The sequence below is a fragment of the Aggregatibacter aphrophilus ATCC 33389 genome, from assembly GCF_900636915.1.
Taxonomy (GTDB): domain Bacteria; phylum Pseudomonadota; class Gammaproteobacteria; order Enterobacterales; family Pasteurellaceae; genus Aggregatibacter; species Aggregatibacter aphrophilus.
In genome coordinates, this window is the sequence record NZ_LR134327.1 from 268,502 (window position 1) to 284,259 (window position 15,758).

The 15,758-nt window shown below is 44.2% G+C and carries 17 protein-coding genes, 1 pseudogene, 1 riboswitch and 1 other annotated feature; of the genes and pseudogenes, 1 reads left to right on the plus strand and 17 read right to left on the minus strand.

Annotated features, from left to right (window positions below):
* Nucleotides 1-23 precede the first annotated feature (23 nt).
* The 17 genes and pseudogenes from hisIE to brnQ form a co-directional block, all read right to left on the minus strand.
* Complete coding sequence (hisIE, locus tag EL144_RS01400; RefSeq protein ID WP_005704737.1) at nucleotides 24-626, minus strand: bifunctional phosphoribosyl-AMP cyclohydrolase/phosphoribosyl-ATP diphosphatase HisIE; 603 nt, start codon at nucleotides 624-626, stop codon at nucleotides 24-26.
* Nucleotides 626-1,249, minus strand: coding sequence for a DUF2726 domain-containing protein (locus EL144_RS01405; protein ID WP_005704739.1), 624 nt, complete (start codon nucleotides 1,247-1,249; stop codon nucleotides 626-628). Before EL144_RS01405 ends, hisIE begins: the two co-directional genes overlap by 1 nt.
* Before the next feature lie 75 nt (nucleotides 1,250-1,324).
* Complete coding sequence (locus EL144_RS01410; RefSeq protein WP_005704768.1) at nucleotides 1,325-2,473, minus strand: IS4 family transposase; 1,149 nt, start codon at nucleotides 2,471-2,473, stop codon at nucleotides 1,325-1,327.
* 190 nt (nucleotides 2,474-2,663) lie between these two features.
* Nucleotides 2,664-3,437 (minus strand): imidazole glycerol phosphate synthase subunit HisF, encoded by a 774-nt coding sequence (hisF, locus tag EL144_RS01415; protein WP_005704414.1) that lies wholly within the window; start codon nucleotides 3,435-3,437, stop codon nucleotides 2,664-2,666.
* Nucleotides 3,419-4,162: a 1-(5-phosphoribosyl)-5-[(5-phosphoribosylamino)methylideneamino]imidazole-4-carboxamide isomerase gene (hisA, locus tag EL144_RS01420; RefSeq protein ID WP_005704413.1), complete on the minus strand. Its 744-nt coding sequence runs from the start codon at nucleotides 4,160-4,162 to the stop codon at nucleotides 3,419-3,421. The genes hisF and hisA overlap by 19 nt, the downstream gene beginning before the upstream one ends.
* A gap of 88 nt (nucleotides 4,163-4,250) precedes the next feature.
* Nucleotides 4,251-4,669, minus strand: a pseudogene (locus EL144_RS01425) (transposase).
* A gap of 120 nt (nucleotides 4,670-4,789) precedes the next feature.
* The gene (gene hisH / locus EL144_RS01430; RefSeq protein WP_005704411.1) at nucleotides 4,790-5,383 is read right to left on the minus strand and encodes an imidazole glycerol phosphate synthase subunit HisH; all 594 of its coding nucleotides are present in this window, start codon (nucleotides 5,381-5,383) and stop codon (nucleotides 4,790-4,792) included.
* A 7-nt stretch (nucleotides 5,384-5,390) separates the two neighbouring features.
* Nucleotides 5,391-5,783, minus strand: coding sequence for a hypothetical protein (locus EL144_RS11450; protein WP_012771826.1), 393 nt, complete (start codon nucleotides 5,781-5,783; stop codon nucleotides 5,391-5,393).
* A 37-nt stretch (nucleotides 5,784-5,820) separates the two neighbouring features.
* Complete coding sequence (locus tag EL144_RS11455; protein ID WP_232010637.1) at nucleotides 5,821-6,228, minus strand: hypothetical protein; 408 nt, start codon at nucleotides 6,226-6,228, stop codon at nucleotides 5,821-5,823.
* A gap of 55 nt (nucleotides 6,229-6,283) precedes the next feature.
* Nucleotides 6,284-7,372 (minus strand): bifunctional histidinol-phosphatase/imidazoleglycerol-phosphate dehydratase HisB, encoded by a 1,089-nt coding sequence (hisB, locus tag EL144_RS01440; protein WP_005704409.1) that lies wholly within the window; start codon nucleotides 7,370-7,372, stop codon nucleotides 6,284-6,286.
* Nucleotides 7,373-7,509: 137 nt separating this feature from the next.
* Nucleotides 7,510-8,565 (minus strand): histidinol-phosphate transaminase, encoded by a 1,056-nt coding sequence (hisC, locus tag EL144_RS01445; RefSeq protein ID WP_005704408.1) that lies wholly within the window; start codon nucleotides 8,563-8,565, stop codon nucleotides 7,510-7,512.
* 67 nt (nucleotides 8,566-8,632) lie between these two features.
* Complete coding sequence (gene hisD / locus EL144_RS01450) at nucleotides 8,633-9,919, minus strand: histidinol dehydrogenase (RefSeq protein ID WP_005704407.1); 1,287 nt, start codon at nucleotides 9,917-9,919, stop codon at nucleotides 8,633-8,635.
* A gap of 3 nt (nucleotides 9,920-9,922) precedes the next feature.
* Complete coding sequence (locus tag EL144_RS01455) at nucleotides 9,923-10,420, minus strand: SRPBCC family protein (RefSeq protein WP_232010638.1); 498 nt, start codon at nucleotides 10,418-10,420, stop codon at nucleotides 9,923-9,925.
* A gap of 50 nt (nucleotides 10,421-10,470) precedes the next feature.
* Complete coding sequence (locus EL144_RS01460; RefSeq protein ID WP_005704404.1) at nucleotides 10,471-10,710, minus strand: recombinase RecA; 240 nt, start codon at nucleotides 10,708-10,710, stop codon at nucleotides 10,471-10,473.
* A 12-nt stretch (nucleotides 10,711-10,722) separates the two neighbouring features.
* Nucleotides 10,723-11,013 carry a helix-hairpin-helix domain-containing protein gene (locus tag EL144_RS01465; protein ID WP_005704403.1) on the minus strand — a complete coding sequence of 97 codons (291 nt, stop codon included), beginning with the start codon at nucleotides 11,011-11,013 and terminating at the stop codon, nucleotides 10,723-10,725.
* 93 nt (nucleotides 11,014-11,106) lie between these two features.
* Complete coding sequence (gene hisG, locus EL144_RS01470) at nucleotides 11,107-12,006, minus strand: ATP phosphoribosyltransferase (protein WP_005704402.1); 900 nt, start codon at nucleotides 12,004-12,006, stop codon at nucleotides 11,107-11,109.
* Between the two features lie 31 nt (nucleotides 12,007-12,037).
* Nucleotides 12,038-12,177 (minus strand) — a sequence feature (His leader region).
* A gap of 126 nt (nucleotides 12,178-12,303) precedes the next feature.
* Nucleotides 12,304-13,647 carry a branched-chain amino acid transport system II carrier protein gene (gene brnQ / locus EL144_RS01475; RefSeq protein ID WP_318655610.1) on the minus strand — a complete coding sequence of 448 codons (1,344 nt, stop codon included), beginning with the start codon at nucleotides 13,645-13,647 and terminating at the stop codon, nucleotides 12,304-12,306.
* A 196-nt stretch (nucleotides 13,648-13,843) separates the two neighbouring features.
* Here brnQ and pyrG point away from each other — a divergent pair, with 196 nt between their 5' ends.
* The gene (pyrG, locus tag EL144_RS01480; RefSeq protein ID WP_005704400.1) at nucleotides 13,844-15,478 is read left to right on the plus strand and encodes a glutamine hydrolyzing CTP synthase; all 1,635 of its coding nucleotides are present in this window, start codon (nucleotides 13,844-13,846) and stop codon (nucleotides 15,476-15,478) included.
* Between the two features lie 142 nt (nucleotides 15,479-15,620).
* A riboswitch (TPP riboswitch) is annotated at nucleotides 15,621-15,719 on the plus strand.
* Nucleotides 15,720-15,758: the final 39 nt, after the last annotated feature.

A 15,758-nucleotide genomic window follows, 5' to 3' on the forward strand; every position in this document is an offset into this window, starting at 1 on the left:
TGGTTTTTTATTGCCTACGAGCACTATTTTGCGTGACGCTCTTTCAATTTACCAATCACATCCGCCCAGCTTAAGTCCGCATCTTGCAATAACACCGTCAAGTGATATGCCAAGTCCGCCGCTTCACAAATAGTTTCATTACGATCTTTCACAGTCGCCGCCAACGCTGTTTCCACGCCTTCTTCGCCCACTTTCTGCGCAATGCGTTTCGTGCCGCGCGCATATAATTGCGCCGTGTAAGAAGTTTCCGGATCTGCCCCTTTACGTGCCTTCAGCAGTTTTTCCAATTTACTGAAAAAGATCCAATTCGGTTCATTTTGCAACTGACTAAAACAGCTTTCCGTTCCCGTGTGGCAAGTCGGCCCGACAGGATCCGCCAAAATCAACAACGCATCCTGATCACAATCCAAACTCATATCCACCACATGTAAGAAATTGCCCGAGGTTTCCCCTTTCGTCCACAGGCGATTCTTCGTACGGGAAAAGAACGTCACTTTCTTCTCCGCCAAGGTTTTCTCTAGCGCCTCCGGATTCATATACCCGAGCATCAGCACTTCGCACGTCGTCGCGTGTTGTACGATAACGGGGAGGAGGTTATTGATTTTTTGCCAGTTGATTTCTAACATTATTTTTCCCTCTTTCTATTAAATTCTAAATTTAAAACGTGTGATATTCGTTCAAAATGTAATTCGTCATATTTTTGTGGAAATTCAATATATTCAATTCTAGCTTTTCGACAGGCTTCTTTTTTAATAGCGTCACGTTCAATAGCATTATTTTGATAATGTCCGCCTCCTTGATATTCAATCACAACGACCGGATTACCAAATTTATCCGTAATTAAAAAATCGACACGTTTGTTATTAACCAAACGAAATGCCTCTGAATTTTCACTTTGAACAAATTCGCCCATAGCCACTTGTGAAAATAAACGATATTTCTGTTCCTGATGAGATTTTTCTAATAAGGAAATCAATCGAGTAAACAAGCGATATTCACTTTTATTCAAGAGTAACTTACGACGAAATTCGGCGTTAGCAACAACCCCCAGGCTTGGACTGGAAAAAGTATTTGAATTTATTGTTACATGCCTATCTGCTATTGATGGTTCAACATAACGATATGTTTTCTTGGTCCTTCTTCTTTGCTTTCTTAATAATTCTTTTAGAATGGTTAATAAAAAAGCAATGCCTATAAAAATTAATATTAAAAAGAACGTCTCACTTCTTATTAATTGTTCTAATATCATTGAGTTACCTTAGTTATTCTTAAAAATATCTGACCACGGATAGCGCCCGTTTCCCAACCACAGCTGTTCGAAACCTTAACTTGGAACCCAAAGACGGTCAACCCCGCTTGGGTCTCCGCCACAAATTAAAACTATCTCTTTAATTAAAAGACTTTCAATTTCAATGGCTAATTTTAACTTCGCCATCTTATAACCGGATAAACCGTTCTCTTTCTTATAAACAATTAATAAAATCGCCGTAATTAACGTCATATACATCTCCACTTTCATGCCATTTTCATTACGTGAAAGTAAATGGCTGAAGTCTAAATGTTGCTTAATAAATTTGAAAAAAACTTCGATTTCCCAACGTCTCTTATATAACTCAGCTATTTCCGTTGCCGAATAATCCGCATGGTTTGTCAGAAAGTAAATCTCTTCATCCTTCTCTTTTAATCTCGCGATAATTAATCGAAAAATATGTCGGGTTTCTTTATTTTCCTTATTAAATAATCTGACATTATAATCCGATTGTATAACCATACTTGCCGTCTCCCGGATTTCTACCGGATTTTCACTCATGACCCGATAACGCGCTATCTCACGAATCCGGGTCACAAAGGTAAAATGTTTATCGGTAAATTCATCAAACGTATTTCTTGACTGAATTCCCATATCAAACAATAAGATATTATCCCGGCTCAACGGACATTCTACAATCAGCTCTTTGAGCGCAACATCTTCCGAGGAATAAACCCGTTGCGTAAACAGTTTTGATTTTACCGGTACGCTCGAAAACGCCACACTGAACTTGATTCCGTTTACTCCCTGATAGCTCCCCACTTTCATTCCCGTTTTTAATAACTTACTTGAAAGCGTCACGATTGTGGAATCAAAAGCGATAATGTTATCTTTCGGTTTTAAATAACTGTCACTATATCGACTTAATACTGACTCGAAAATTGCTTTAAAATAATCCGCATTAATGGTTCTTAATCGGTCGCCAATCGAATTATATTTTGCATGCTTTATCGGTTTATCAAATAATCCGGTAAAGGTCGGAGAACTGTAAAATTGCTCTAATGTTCTTAAGCTGTTATGTCGTACATTTAATGATGAAAATAGCAGTAAATAAAACATCACTTCACCGCTTAATTTTTTCACTTGACGGTCAACTTGATATTCCAATGCAAACATTCTTAACTGTTCTTTCGGAATATAGCTTAAGATTTCTCTGAGTTTCATCGCTCACCTCTCTCTGTTAATAAGGTGATTTTACCTTTTTCTCAGGTTTCGAACAGTTGTGGTTTCCCAACGGGTGCTTGTAACTTACTTTTTCTTATTTATTTCGGCACGCGTTAGGAAACGCGCGCCATCGTTCGCCTTTACTACATAACACCAAAAACACGCCCAAAAATGACTGCACTTTTTTGTGTTACCGCCGTACTTCCACGCCTTCCCGTGCCAAATAATCCTTCAATCCGCCGATATTAATAATCTGCTTATGGAACACGCTTGCGGCTAAAGCACCGTCCACATTGGCGTCAATAAAAGCATCGCGGAAATGCACCATTTCGCCCGCGCCGCCGGAGGCAATAAGCGGAACATGGCAAGTTTGGCGCACCAGTTTCAGTTGCGCTAAATCATAACCGTTGCGCACACCGTCTTGGTTCATCATATTCAATACAATTTCACCCGCGCCGCGTTGTTGCACTTCTGCCACCCAATCTAACAACTGCCAATTGGTTTGGCGGGTGCGTTTTTCATCGCCGGTGTATTGGTTCACCCAATATTTGCCCGTTTCCTGCTCAAACCAGCTGTCAATGCCCACCACGATGGCCTGCACGCCAAAACGATCCGCCAAGCGGGAAATCAAATCAGGGTCGGCAAGGGCAGGAGAATTGATGGAGATTTTATCTGCGCCGAAAGCAAAAATCTGTTCCGCGTCCGCGATGGTTTTAATGCCGCCCGCTACGCAGAACGGAATGTCGATGACTTGCGCCACGCGTTCCACCCAGCTTTTATCCACAGTGCGACCGTCCGAAGAGGCGGTAATGTCATAGAACACCAGCTCATCCGCGCCTTCTTGTGCATAACGTTGCGCCAGCGGCACGATGTCGCCGATGATTTCATGATTACGAAACTGCACGCCTTTCACCACCTGCCCGTCGCGTACGTCCAAACAAGGAATTATCCGTTTTGCCAACATTCGATTGCCTCCGCTACATTAAATTTTCCTTCTAACAACGCGCGCCCCACAATTATGCCTGCCACGCCTGTGGCTTTGAGAGCGTCGATATCCGCCAACGAACCGATGCCGCCGGAAGACTGGAACTGCACATCCGGGAACTTAGCGCACACTTCACGATAAAGCTGCACATTGGAACCTGCCAACGTGCCGTCGCGGGAAATGTCGGTGCAAAGCACATGTTGCAAGCCAAAAGTGCGGTAGTTTTCCACGACGTTTTCTAGGGTCAGCGTGCTGGTTTCCTGCCAACCTTTAATCGCCACCAATTCCTGCCCATTTTCAATGCGCACGTCTAGCGCCAACACGAATTTCTCCGCACCATATTTGGTAAACCAGCCTTGCACCATATCCAGTTGTGTCACTGCCGTAGAACCAATCACCACGCGGTTCGCGCCCACCGCAAGCAAATCAGCAACATCCTGTTCAGTACGAATCCCACCGCCCACCTGAATGTTGCTTTGCGTGGCGGCGATAATCTTGCCGATAAGTGCGGTCTGTCTTTTCGACGGATCTTTCGCACCGGTTAAATCCACCAAATGCAACTGCTGCGCACCTTGCTGAATATAGCTTGCAAACTGCTCAATAGGATTGTCGCTGTAGGTGGTCTGCTGCGCATAATCGCCCTGGTGCAGGCGGACAACGTGCCCGTCGATGAGATCGAGGGCAGGGATGATGATGGATTGCATATATTTTCTATCCTCCTGTTGGGCTGTCTTATGTGCCTAGGGTAACCAGTTACCCTAGGTTAGGCATGATTCTGCCCCGTTAGGGCAGTTATAGATTATCTTCAAAAAACGTGGGATTAAATTTAATTCCTTCATTTTGAAATAATGTTTTCATTTCATTTTTAAAATCGCTTGTCTGATGATGTACCTTTTGATTTTTAATATAAATGCACAATATCCAACAGACCATGCTGTAAAATCAGGAAATAAGTCTTTATTTGCGTCTAAAAATAGATGTGTTGCTTTCTTTAATTTACGCACAAATTCAGCAACTGAAATTGTTTGGTGTAGCTCTACAAATAAATGAAGATGATCTGGCATCCCATTAATTCGATATAAAATAGAACTATGTTCCTTTACAAATCCCCAAATATAACGGTATAAAACCTGTTCATTTTCCTCATTAATAGCATGAACACCGTGTTTAGTTCGAAAAATAATATGATAAAACAAACGTGTATAACTCATTCTTTCCTCTAACTACTACCCTAACAGGGTAGAATTATGCTTAACCTAGGGTAACTTGTTACCCTAGGCGGAAAGAAACGGCAATCACACTATCTCAACTTTCCGATCCCGATCGCAAAATCAAATCTTCTCCACAAAATTTCTCAACAACAACGCGCCATTTTTACCCGATCGTTCCGGGTGGAACTGCACGCCGTAGAAATTTTTGTTGGCGATAGCGGCGGAGACGTCTAGGCCGTAACAGCTTGTCGCAATTGTGTTTTCGTTGGGTTGTACGGCGTAGCTGTGTACGAAGTAAAAATGGCTGTCCTGTTCAATGCCGGCAAACAGCGGATGGTCTGGCGTGTAACGCACCTTGTTCCAGCCCATGTGAGGCAACGGCAAGCCGCTGTCAGGGATAAGATCCGTCTGCCCACTCATTAAGCCGAGCGTCGCCACATTGCCTTCGGTAGAAAATTCGGTCATCAGCTGCATCCCCAAGCAAATACCGAGCATCGGTTGGGTAGCGTTGCGGATGCAATGAATTAGCTTGCGCTCCTGCAAATTCCGTATCGCTGCCATCGCCGTGCCCACACCGGGCAACAGCAATTTATCGGCAGATTGGATTTTGTGAATATCCCGCGTAATTTCGGCGCGATAACCCAAGCGGTCAAAGGCAAATTCGACGGAGGAGAGGTTAGCGCAGCCGGTATCGATGATGGTGATGTTGATCATGTTCATTCTACTTTAATAATTCAATGATTCCGATAAAAATCCCTATAATGGCAAATACAAAGTTCCATTTCTCTTGTTTGGCATGCTGTATTTTTTCTTTTTCAATTTTTTTATTTTCTGAATCTAAATTCAAAATATAATGAACATTGGATAACTGTTCTAATAATTCATCTGATGATGTATTCACCTCGAGAATTTTATCTATTTCCTTCCACATTTCAGTCAAACTTGCTTTATCTATTAACACTGGCTGATGAAAGAAAAATACAGAATTAAATTTAGCCGCTTCAATATAAAGTTTATTTAATTCATCAATATTACAATCTTGGCAACTTACTTTTTCCGCTAATTTATTTGTGATAAATTCAATAGCACCAAGATAAGAATAAGCTAATGACAATAAAATTAATTGCCTATAAAAGTTATCTTGCTGATTATCAATTTTTGAAAAAAAAAGAAAGTCCTCTACCATCAATATGAGAATAATGAGAGGGATATTCTATGAAATCATTTCTTTTTATTGATTTTGACTGACGAATGGCCATGGATAACTTTTCTGCATCATTATCACTAAATTCACTAGAACTAATTATGATGCTGGCTGTTGTAAGCCTTCTATATACTTTAAAATCTAAATCATCTTGACTTATAAATAGACTCTGTTCGTAGGATTTATCTGCAAAAAAATTAAGCAACCACTCTCCTCGTTCATTCACAAGAAAGCTACAGTTTTTTAACAAAACATCCTTAAGAAAACTAATTTTTCCACCAATCTCTAGTTGTTTAAACCCGTCTTTAGAAATTTTCTTATTTAATTTATAAATTTTAAATGTTTGATGTTTCATTTTTATATCCTTTTTTAGCATTTGTTGTAAGCTTGTTTAAAATCTCATCTACAAATCATAGCACGCCCTTCGAGCTCGGCAACTCATTCCCTTCAATGCGAATCGCCTGTCTCAACGTCCGCCCAAACACCTTAAACAAACTCTCGATTTTGTGGTGGTCGTTGTCGCCGGTGGCTTTGAGGTGAAGCGTGGCGAGTAGCGAGAAGGCGAGAGATTGAAAGAAGTGTTCGGTAAGTTCAGTGCTGAAATCGCCCACTTTGTCCCGTTTGAAGCGGGCAGCGAATTTAATCCACGGGCGACCGGATAAATCCAAGGCACATTCCGCTTTGCATTCGTCCATTGGCAACACGAAGCCGAAGCGGGCGATGCCGCGTTTGTCGCCGATGGCTTGTTTTAATGCTTGACCTAAGGCAAGAGCGGTGTCTTCCACGGTGTGGTGTTCATCTACATGTAAGTCGCCTTTACAGCTGACGTTCATGCGGAAACCGCCGTGAGTGGCGATTTGATCGAGCATGTGGTCAAAAAAGCCCACGCCGGTGCTGATTTGGTTAACGCCCGTTTCGTCCAGCCATACTTGAACCTTGATGTCCGTTTCTTTGGTTTTGCGGGCGACTTCCGCGTAGCGAGGTGGGCGGTTGCCGATATTGCTGACGGGTTCGCCGAGTAGTTTTTCTGCGATCAGATCCCAGTTTAATTTTTCAGGGTGATATTGCAGTGCACGAATGCCGAGGTTTTCCGCTAACTGTACGTCAGTGGCACGGTCGCCGATCACAAAAGAGCGGTCAGGATCGAACAAGTTTTTTTGGATGTATTTTTTCAGTAACTTGGTTTTTGGTTTGCGGCAGGCGCAGTTATCTTCCGGTTTGTGCGGACAAATCAGCACATCGTCAAATTCAATACCCTGCGATTTAAACAGCGCCATCATGGCATTATGCGGCTTGTCGAAATCTTCTTGCAGGAAAGAATCCGTGCCTAGCCCGTCTTGATTGGACACCATCACAAAACGGTATTTGCCTTTGAGCTTGAGCAAGGCAGGGATTACGTTCGGCTCAAATTTCAGTTTTTCCAAACTATCGATCTGAAAATCGGTTTTTGGTTCGTCAATCAGTGTGCCGTCGCGGTCGATGAAAAGGGTTGGTTGCATATTTTTCTCCTTGCCTAGGGTAGCAAAGCTACCCTAGGTTACGTATCATTCTGCCCCTTTGGGGCAAGCTGGTTTGTACTCCAAAGGAGTACGGCTATAACGAACCTAGGGTAACTTGTTACCCTAGGCGTGGAGCGTTAGATTTGCCCAATTGCCCCTACTACGCTCTCGCATTCTTCCTTCGTCCCCACGGTAATCCGAATGCAATTTTGCAAATTTAACGCTTTGTTTTGATCACGCAGGATAATGCCTTGCTCCAACAACGCCTTGAAAACGCGCTCGCCATCTTGGCATTTTATGAGCAAATAATTGGCTTCGCTGTCGTACACGTTTTCCACTTGTGGCAAGTCTGCTAAGGCATCTGCCAGCCACTGGCGGTTGGCTAAAATCTCCTGTGCGCGGGCTTGCACAAGGGCGATATTTTCCGCCTGCAAGGCTTGTTCCGCGATGTCGGCGCTTGGCACCGGGATGGGATAAGGGGCGATCACCTTACTGAGAATTTGGATTAACTCCGCATTGGCTAATACAAAACCGCAACGCAATCCTGCCAAGGCAAAGGCTTTGGAGAGGGTACGGATAATGACTAAGTGAGGATAATTTTTCAGATCTTTTGCGAGTGTCGCTTGAGGGCAAAATTCGATGTAGGCTTCATCCACCACCACAATGGCTTTGCCGGCAGTGAGCTGCAAAAGCTCCAGCAAATCCGACCGTTTCAGCAAATTGCCTGTCGGGTTGTTTGGGCTACACACAAAGACGACTTTCACGCCCTCTAGTTGCTGTTTAATTTCGGCAAGATTCAGTTGGAAATCTGCCGTTAATGGCACGGTTTTACACGCCACACCTGCCGTTTCGGCACTCACGGCGTACATGCCATAAGTAGGCGGACAGAACAAAATGGCGTCTTGGTTCGGTTCGCAAAACGCACGGATAACCAACTCAATGCCTTCATCACCGCCACGGGTTACCAACACATTTTCAGGCGGTATACCCGCATAATTGGCATAACCTTGCACCACTGCCTGCGGTTGCGGTTCGGGGTAGCGGTTTAAATCTTTGCCCGAAAGTTGAAACGTCGGCGAAATGGGATATTCGTTCGCATTTAGCCAAATCGTGCCGTTGCCACCGAGTTTGCGGGCGGATTGATAGGGCGTGAGCGCTTGCACGTTTTGTCGGGATAATGTTGTGATTGTCATATTGTTTTCCTGTTAATGTTTTCCCCTCTCCAGCAAGCGGGCGAGGGGAAAAAAGAGCGGTCAATTTTTACGATAATTTTGCTAATCTCAAACTCACTGCCATTTTATGCGCCATCAACTGCTCAGCTTCCGCCATCACTTCCACCGTTTCGGCTAAATTTTTAAAGCCTTGCGGGGTGAGTTCTTGCACGGTCATTCGTTTGCTGAAATCAGCTAAACCAAGGCTGGAATAGGTTTTGGTGTAGCCATAAGTTGGTATAACGTGGTTGGTGCCACTGGCGTAATCGCCCATACTTTCAGGGGAATATGCGCCTAAGAAAATCGAGCCGGCGTTGTCTAAAAGCGGTAATAATTCACGGGCGTTTTGCGTTTGCACGATTAAATGTTCCGGTGCATATTCATTGCTGATGGCGACACATTGCGCCAAATCTTCGGCAATCAGAATACGACTGTGGGACAACGCCTTGCGGGCGATTTCCGCGCGTGGCAGTTGGGCAAGCTGTTGTTCCACACAAAGTGCGGTCTGTTTTGCCAGCATTTCGCTCGGTGTGACCAAAATCACTTGCGAATCTGCGCCGTGTTCTGCCTGTGACAACAAATCGGAAGCAACGAATTCAGGATCCGCCTGTTCATCGGCAATCACCAACACTTCCGATGGCCCTGCCGGCATGTCAATGTTGGCGCCGTTAATCATTTGGCTGACTTGGCGTTTGGCTTCCGTCACAAAGGCATTGCCCGGCCCGAAAATTTTATCCACTTTCGCCACGCTTTGCGTACCTAACGCCATCGCCACCACCGCTTGCGCACCGCCCACCGCATAAATGGTTTGCACGCCACACAGATTGGCAGCGTAAAGAATTTCATCCGCAATCGGTGGTGGCGAGCAAAGTACGATTTTCTTACAACCTGCGATTTTCGCCGGAATGGCAAGCATGAGCACCGTAGAAAATAACGGCGCAGAACCGCCCGGAATGTACAAACCGACACGATTAATCGGGCGCGTCACCACCTGACAACGCACGCCGGGCTGGGTTTCGATATCCACCGCCTGTGGTTTCTGTGCTTCGTGAAAGGCAGTGATATTGCGCTTGGCATTCTGAATCGCCTTCTTCAACGACTCAGGAATACGCGCCGTCGCCTCCGCAATTTGTTGTGGAGTGACAATCAAACTGTCGAGTTTGGTTTTATCGAATTTCTCCGTGAGTTCAAACAACGCCTTATCGCCGTCCTGTTGCACAAATTTAACGATATTTTCCACCGCACTTTTAATCTCATTTGAAGCGGAAATCGCCGGGCGGGTAAGGGTTTGTTGCTTTTCAACAGTGTTGAGGTTATTCCAGACGAAGGTTTGCATAGTTTATTCCTTTTCTAATTTCTTTCTTAATTCATCTTCATAGGTTTGCCTAAACTTTTCCAAATCCATAAAAAGATAACTTAATACTCTTATAAAAGGGTTTGGGAAAGTTAAACTTTCTGTCGCTTCAAAACGGGTTTGTTCTTCGTCGATTGGCGTTAATGTAGCGTGCCATTCTCCCGTAAAAAATTGACTCGACATATCAAAAGCATAGTATTCAACAGGGCGTTTCTCTCTCGTTTTAAAAAGAATGGTTATACCATTGGTTGTTTCTTGCCAAACTTCATTTTCGCCATCTTGGGATAAAATTTCTAAATTATCTAAAGAGGTTCTGTATTGCCAATTTTGATTATCCGTAATTACGTTATAAACTTTCTCCGCATTAGCAGAATACATCGTTTCCTTGGTTAATTTACGTGTTTCCGGTAAAAAATAACCAATAACATAAATCATTATGCCAATACCTATTATGAACAATAAACCATATGAAATAATTTTCATATCTCGCCCTTCATCGTTAGTGGAGTAGTGTATCCCTTTATAACGGCTACTTATTTTACTTGCTCTTTTGCCCAATTTACCGCTGTTTCAATCGCTTTGCGCGCTTGTGGGCTGTTGCGCCAGCAAGTTGAGCCGGTGATTTCTGCGCCACGTTGTAGAATGAAATCCGGATCCGTTTTCGCTAATATAGCAACGTTATCCAATCCCATTTCAGTTAAACGTTTTAACACCGTCGGTCCGATGCCTTTTTGTGCAAGTAGAGATTGTTTTTCAATGTCATTGAACGGCATATATTTCTCCTTTTAAATAGACGCTAAATACGCCTTGCGTTGTGCTGTGAATTTCCACCAATCCTGCGGTTCGCCGCCGTTGATAAAATCCACTATCGATAAAAACACATCGATTACGCAAGGATCATGTTTTTGCCCGGTAATGCGGCATAAGTCATCATACATTTGATATGCGTTACGCCCTAGCAAATCATGCGGCATTCGCATCCCAAGACGGATTAAATCCGCCTCGGTCGCTTTACCGATGTTGGGTAAATCAGTCAGCTTGGTTAAGTGACTGCGCTTCACTTTTTTCGGGTTCATTTACGTTTCCTTTTCAAAACGGATAAATTTCGCGAAAGTTTTATAAAACGCTCAAAAAATGACCGCACTTTTAGCTGCTTTCCTAGATACCCTTTACTTCATCATTTTCTCAATCGGTAACACCAAAATTGAACTGGCACCGACTTCTTTCAATTGTTCCATGGTTTCCCAGAACAGATTTTCTTGGCTGACCACGTGCATGGCTACTTTGGAATCGTCATGTGCCAGCGGCAGAATCGTTGGATTTTCCACACCGGGTAAAAGTGCGGTGATTTCTTCGAGTTTATTTTTCGGCGCGTGTAGCATGATGTATTTAGATTCGGCAGCTTGTTGCACGCCTTGAAGGCGGGTGAGCAGTCTATCTACCAAGATTTGTTTATCGCTGCTTAAAGGTTCAGCGCGTTGAATTAAACAGGCTTTGGAGCGGTAAATCACTTCCACTTCTTTCAAACCATTCGCTTCCAAGGTTGCGCCTGAGGAGACTAAATCGCAAATGGCATCGGCAAGTCCTGCGCTAGGGGCAACTTCCACAGAGCCGTTCAGCAACGTGCTTTTGAACGGCACGCCTTGTGCTTTCATGTAACGTTTGAGTAAATTCGGGTAGGAGGTGGCAATGCGGGCATTGGCGAAATCCTGTACGCCGTTGTATTGCTGATCGCGATCAATTGCTAAAGATAAACGGCAACCGCCGAAATCCAACTGACGCAGCTTTTTATAAGCGACGGTTTCTCCGGCAGCTAAACGCCCCAACTCTTCTTCCTCCAGCACGTTTTCGCCGATAATGCCGAGATCCGCCACGCCGTCGAAGATCAAGCCTGGAATGTCGTCATCACGCACGCGCAAGATTTCAATAGGCATATTTTCCGAATAGGCGATAAGGCGTTGCTCGTTCCAATTAATTTTCACGCCGCATTGACTCAGCAATTCTGCACAGTCTTTGCTTAAGCGCCCTTTCTTTTGCATGGCGATGCGTAAACGTTTTTTGTCAGTCATGTTGTCGCCCTCATTTTGTTAAAACCTAAAAACGCAAAACCCCTCGAAAGTTGCCTTCCGAGGGGTTGTTTAAACGGTGATTGATTATGTCTGCATTTCACTCGTACTCGGAAGTTATCTTCCGAACACGCCGAATGCCCGAAAGATTATTCAGGTAAACGGTGATGATGGTGTAATGCGTTAGTTAAGTACATAATGAATCCTTTTTAATCAAAAGATGGGTAGAATATAGCCAAGAAAATTTTGCGATGCAAGGGCTTTTTTGTAGAAATTTTCTTCGGCATCAAAATTTATCCCTTATTTCTTCGCGCTTTTACCTACCAACATGGTTAAGAACATCACCCCTAACGCCGGAATTAACCATGCCAAGCCATTATCATATAACGGGAAGTTGCTAAGGAATTGTTTCATGCCGTCAGACAATAATCCCACGTTATTTAAGCTATCGCACAAGCTAAAACACACGGTGACCGCAATCGTGGCGTTATAGGTTAATTTCACACGTGGCAATTTAGCACGAACGAATTGCAACACCACCAACATAATCGCCACCGGATAGATCAATAACAATGCCGGAATGGTCACTTGCAATAATTTGGTTAAGCCATTTTCGGAAATAATGGTGGTCATGATGGTAAATAGCACCACCCAAAAGGCATAAGGCAAGCGGTGGGAAAATTTAGCGAAGTAGTATGCACAAGCACTGGTCACGCCGACTAAAGTGGTTAAACTGGCCAAGAAGATGATGCCGGACATGATCCAAGAACCTTCTTTACCAAATAACACGTTTACATAACGAGAGAAAATTTGACCACCGTTACTTGCGCCTTGCGCTACTTGGTCGCTAGTTGCCCCAAGATAGAAGAGGGAGAAGTAAAGTGCGGCTAATAAAACCACTGAAATGCAACCGGCAGAAACGGTGTAATGCATGATTTTTTGCGGTTCAGTGACGTTTTTCGCACTTAACGCTCGGGCAACAATACCACCGAAAGCAATCGCCGCCAAAACGTCCATCGTTTGATAACCGCTGATTAAGCCGGTGGTCAACGCAGAACTATCTGCATAGCTTTTCGTTGGCGCGGCAATTTCTGACAAAGGGGAAATAAATACTGTGACGGTTACTACGACCAATAACACCAACAACGCTGGGGTCATAAATTTACCAACGCTGGAAATAATGGTATTTGGTTTAAGCATAAATAGCATGGCGATAATGTTAAAGACCACAGCAAAAATCAGGTGAGTTGCTGGTGTATCTGCTACAAGATCTAACGGCACTAATGCCATTTCGTATGCCACGTTGGTGATTCGTGGCATAGCGAAAGTGGAACCAATCACCAAATACAACATAACCAAAAAAGTCACTTCTGCCCATTTTGGTAAATAGCGGGTAAGTTCTTCGCCACGTCCTAAAATTGACACCACAACCAAGGTGATAAATGGCATTAATACGCCTGTTAAAATAAATCCTAAGGCGGCGGTTGCCCAATGCTGCCCTGCCGTGTAGCCTTCCATTGGCGGAAAAATGATATTCCCTGCGCCTAAAAATAGGGCGAAAATCATCATACCTAAAACAATAATATCTTTGCGTGAAAACATAATAAATTTCTCTTGTGATAAAAAGCCGGGGCATTCTACTATAAAAACCCTTCAATTCGTAATGAAACAGTACAAAATGCACAAAAACGTTGCTTTATTCGACCGCACTTTAGCTGCAATTCACCTGAGCGGTGATTGAGTTAATTCCGCCTTTGTTGTAAACTACGCTCCCGTCTTGATAGATTTATCTTTATCCTAAATTTTCCATCCATCACAATAGCAACAATGTAGGTTTCTTATGGCTACCAATTATATTTTCGTCACAGGCGGTGTGGTTTCTTCGCTTGGTAAAGGCATTGCAGCAGCATCACTTGCCGCAATCCTAGAAGCGCGCGGTTTGAATGTCACAATCATGAAACTCGACCCTTACATCAACGTCGATCCGGGCACCATGAGCCCGACCCAGCATGGTGAAGTTTTCGTAACCCAAGACGGCGCAGAAACTGACTTGGACTTAGGTCACTACGAACGTTTCATTCGTACCAAAATGACCAAACGCAACAATTTCACTACAGGCAAAATCTATTCTGAAGTACTACGCAAAGAGCGTCGCGGCGACTACTTGGGCGCCACTATTCAAGTGATCCCCCACATTACTAACGAAATTAAAGCGCGCGTGATTGATGGTGCTGCGGGACATGATATCGCCATCGTGGAAGTGGGCGGCACCGTGGGCGATATCGAATCACTACCGTTCTTGGAAGCTTTGCGTCAGCTTGCCGTGCAAGTGGGACGTGAACGTACCATTTTCATGCATTTAACGCTCGTTCCATACATTCCGACCGCAGGCGAAGTCAAAACTAAACCGACGCAACATTCCGTAAAAGAATTACTCTCCATCGGGATTCAGCCGGATGTGCTCATTTGCCGTTCCGATCGTATGGTGCCACCGAACGAACGCGCCAAAATCGCTTTATTCTGTAATGTACCGGAACGCGCGGTCATTTCTCTGAAAGACGTGTCTTCCATTTACCAAATCCCGGCGCTATTGAAATCTCAAGGCTTGGATGATTTTATTTGTGATCGTTTCCACTTAACCTGCCCGGAAGCGGATTTATCCGAATGGGAACAAGTGTTATACCAACAAGCCAACCCAACAGGCGAAGTCACCATCGGCATGGTGGGCAAATACACCGAATTGCCGGATGCGTATAAATCCGTGAACGAAGCCTTAAAACACGCAGGCTTCAAAAATCGTTTAACCGTGAATATTAAATACATCGACTCACAAGATGTAGAAACCAAAGGCGTAGAGATCTTAAAAGGCTTAGACGGTATTTTAGTGCCGGGCGGCTTTGGCTATCGTGGCGTAGAAGGCAAAATCCTCACCGCCAAATATGCGCGTGAAAACAATATTCCGTATTTAGGCATTTGCTTAGGTATGCAAGTGGCGTTAATCGAATTTGCCCGTCATGTCGCCGGCATGAGCCACGCAAACTCTTCCGAATTCGACCGCACTTGTGAACAACCGGTGGTAGGTTTAATTACTGAATGGCAAGACGCCGACGGCAACACTGAAGTTCGCAGTGACAAATCCGACTTGGGCGGCACCATGCGTCTTGGCGCACAAAAATGCCATTTAGCAGAAGGTAGCCTGGCACGCCAATTGTACGGCGCCGAAACTATCGAAGAGCGTCACCGTCACCGTTATGAAGTAAACAACGTATTGCTTCCGCAAATCGAAAAAGCAGGTCTGAAAGTGACCGGTTTATCCGCCGATAAAAAATTGGTGGAAATCATCGAAGTACCAAACCATCCTTGGTTTATCGCTTGCCAATTCCATCCGGAATTTACGTCTACGCCACGTGACGGCCACCCATTATTTGACGGCTTTGTGAAAGTGGCAAAAGACAATCAGAAAAAATCCGACTAACAAATTTCTGAAAAATTGAAATGAAAGTGCGGTCAAAAAAACACTTGGATTTTTGACCGCGCTTTTTGTTTTCTCACTGTGACCTGTCTCACAAAAAACCAGTTTTCTCCTTGTCCTTTCTTCCCCCGTTGATTATAGTAAAGTCCGCTTGTCGGAGTGCCGGAAGGCTGAGATCGCAACATTGCGGGATCCGTGAACCTGTTGGGGTAATCCCTGCGTAGGAAACAAGTTTTCCTTTTCTTATTGCGCTGTGAGCAAGCAATTTTTCATTCATTTTACA

Coding starts and splice junctions, on each gene's coding strand:
- EL144_RS11455 (WP_232010637.1), bottom strand. CDS start 6,228: ATGAAACATCAAACATTTAAAATTTATAAATTAAATAAGAAAATTTCT.
- hisA (WP_005704413.1), bottom strand. CDS start 4,162: ATGCAATCCATCATCATCCCTGCCCTCGATCTCATCGACGGGCACGTT.
- hisC (WP_005704408.1), bottom strand. CDS start 8,565: ATGACAATCACAACATTATCCCGACAAAACGTGCAAGCGCTCACGCCC.
- EL144_RS01465 (WP_005704403.1), bottom strand. CDS start 11,013: ATGAACCCGAAAAAAGTGAAGCGCAGTCACTTAACCAAGCTGACTGAT.
- hisB (WP_005704409.1), bottom strand. CDS start 7,372: ATGCAACCAACCCTTTTCATCGACCGCGACGGCACACTGATTGACGAA.
- EL144_RS01455 (WP_232010638.1), bottom strand. CDS start 10,420: ATGAAAATTATTTCATATGGTTTATTGTTCATAATAGGTATTGGCATA.
- pyrG (WP_005704400.1), top strand. CDS start 13,844: ATGGCTACCAATTATATTTTCGTCACAGGCGGTGTGGTTTCTTCGCTT.
- EL144_RS01410 (WP_005704768.1), bottom strand. CDS start 2,473: ATGAAACTCAGAGAAATCTTAAGCTATATTCCGAAAGAACAGTTAAGA.
- EL144_RS01405 (WP_005704739.1), bottom strand. CDS start 1,249: ATGATATTAGAACAATTAATAAGAAGTGAGACGTTCTTTTTAATATTA.
- hisIE (WP_005704737.1), bottom strand. CDS start 626: ATGTTAGAAATCAACTGGCAAAAAATCAATAACCTCCTCCCCGTTATC.
- hisD (WP_005704407.1), bottom strand. CDS start 9,919: ATGCAAACCTTCGTCTGGAATAACCTCAACACTGTTGAAAAGCAACAA.
- hisF (WP_005704414.1), bottom strand. CDS start 3,437: ATGTTGGCAAAACGGATAATTCCTTGTTTGGACGTACGCGACGGGCAG.
- hisH (WP_005704411.1), bottom strand. CDS start 5,383: ATGATCAACATCACCATCATCGATACCGGCTGCGCTAACCTCTCCTCC.
- EL144_RS01460 (WP_005704404.1), bottom strand. CDS start 10,710: ATGCCGTTCAATGACATTGAAAAACAATCTCTACTTGCACAAAAAGGC.
- hisG (WP_005704402.1), bottom strand. CDS start 12,006: ATGACTGACAAAAAACGTTTACGCATCGCCATGCAAAAGAAAGGGCGC.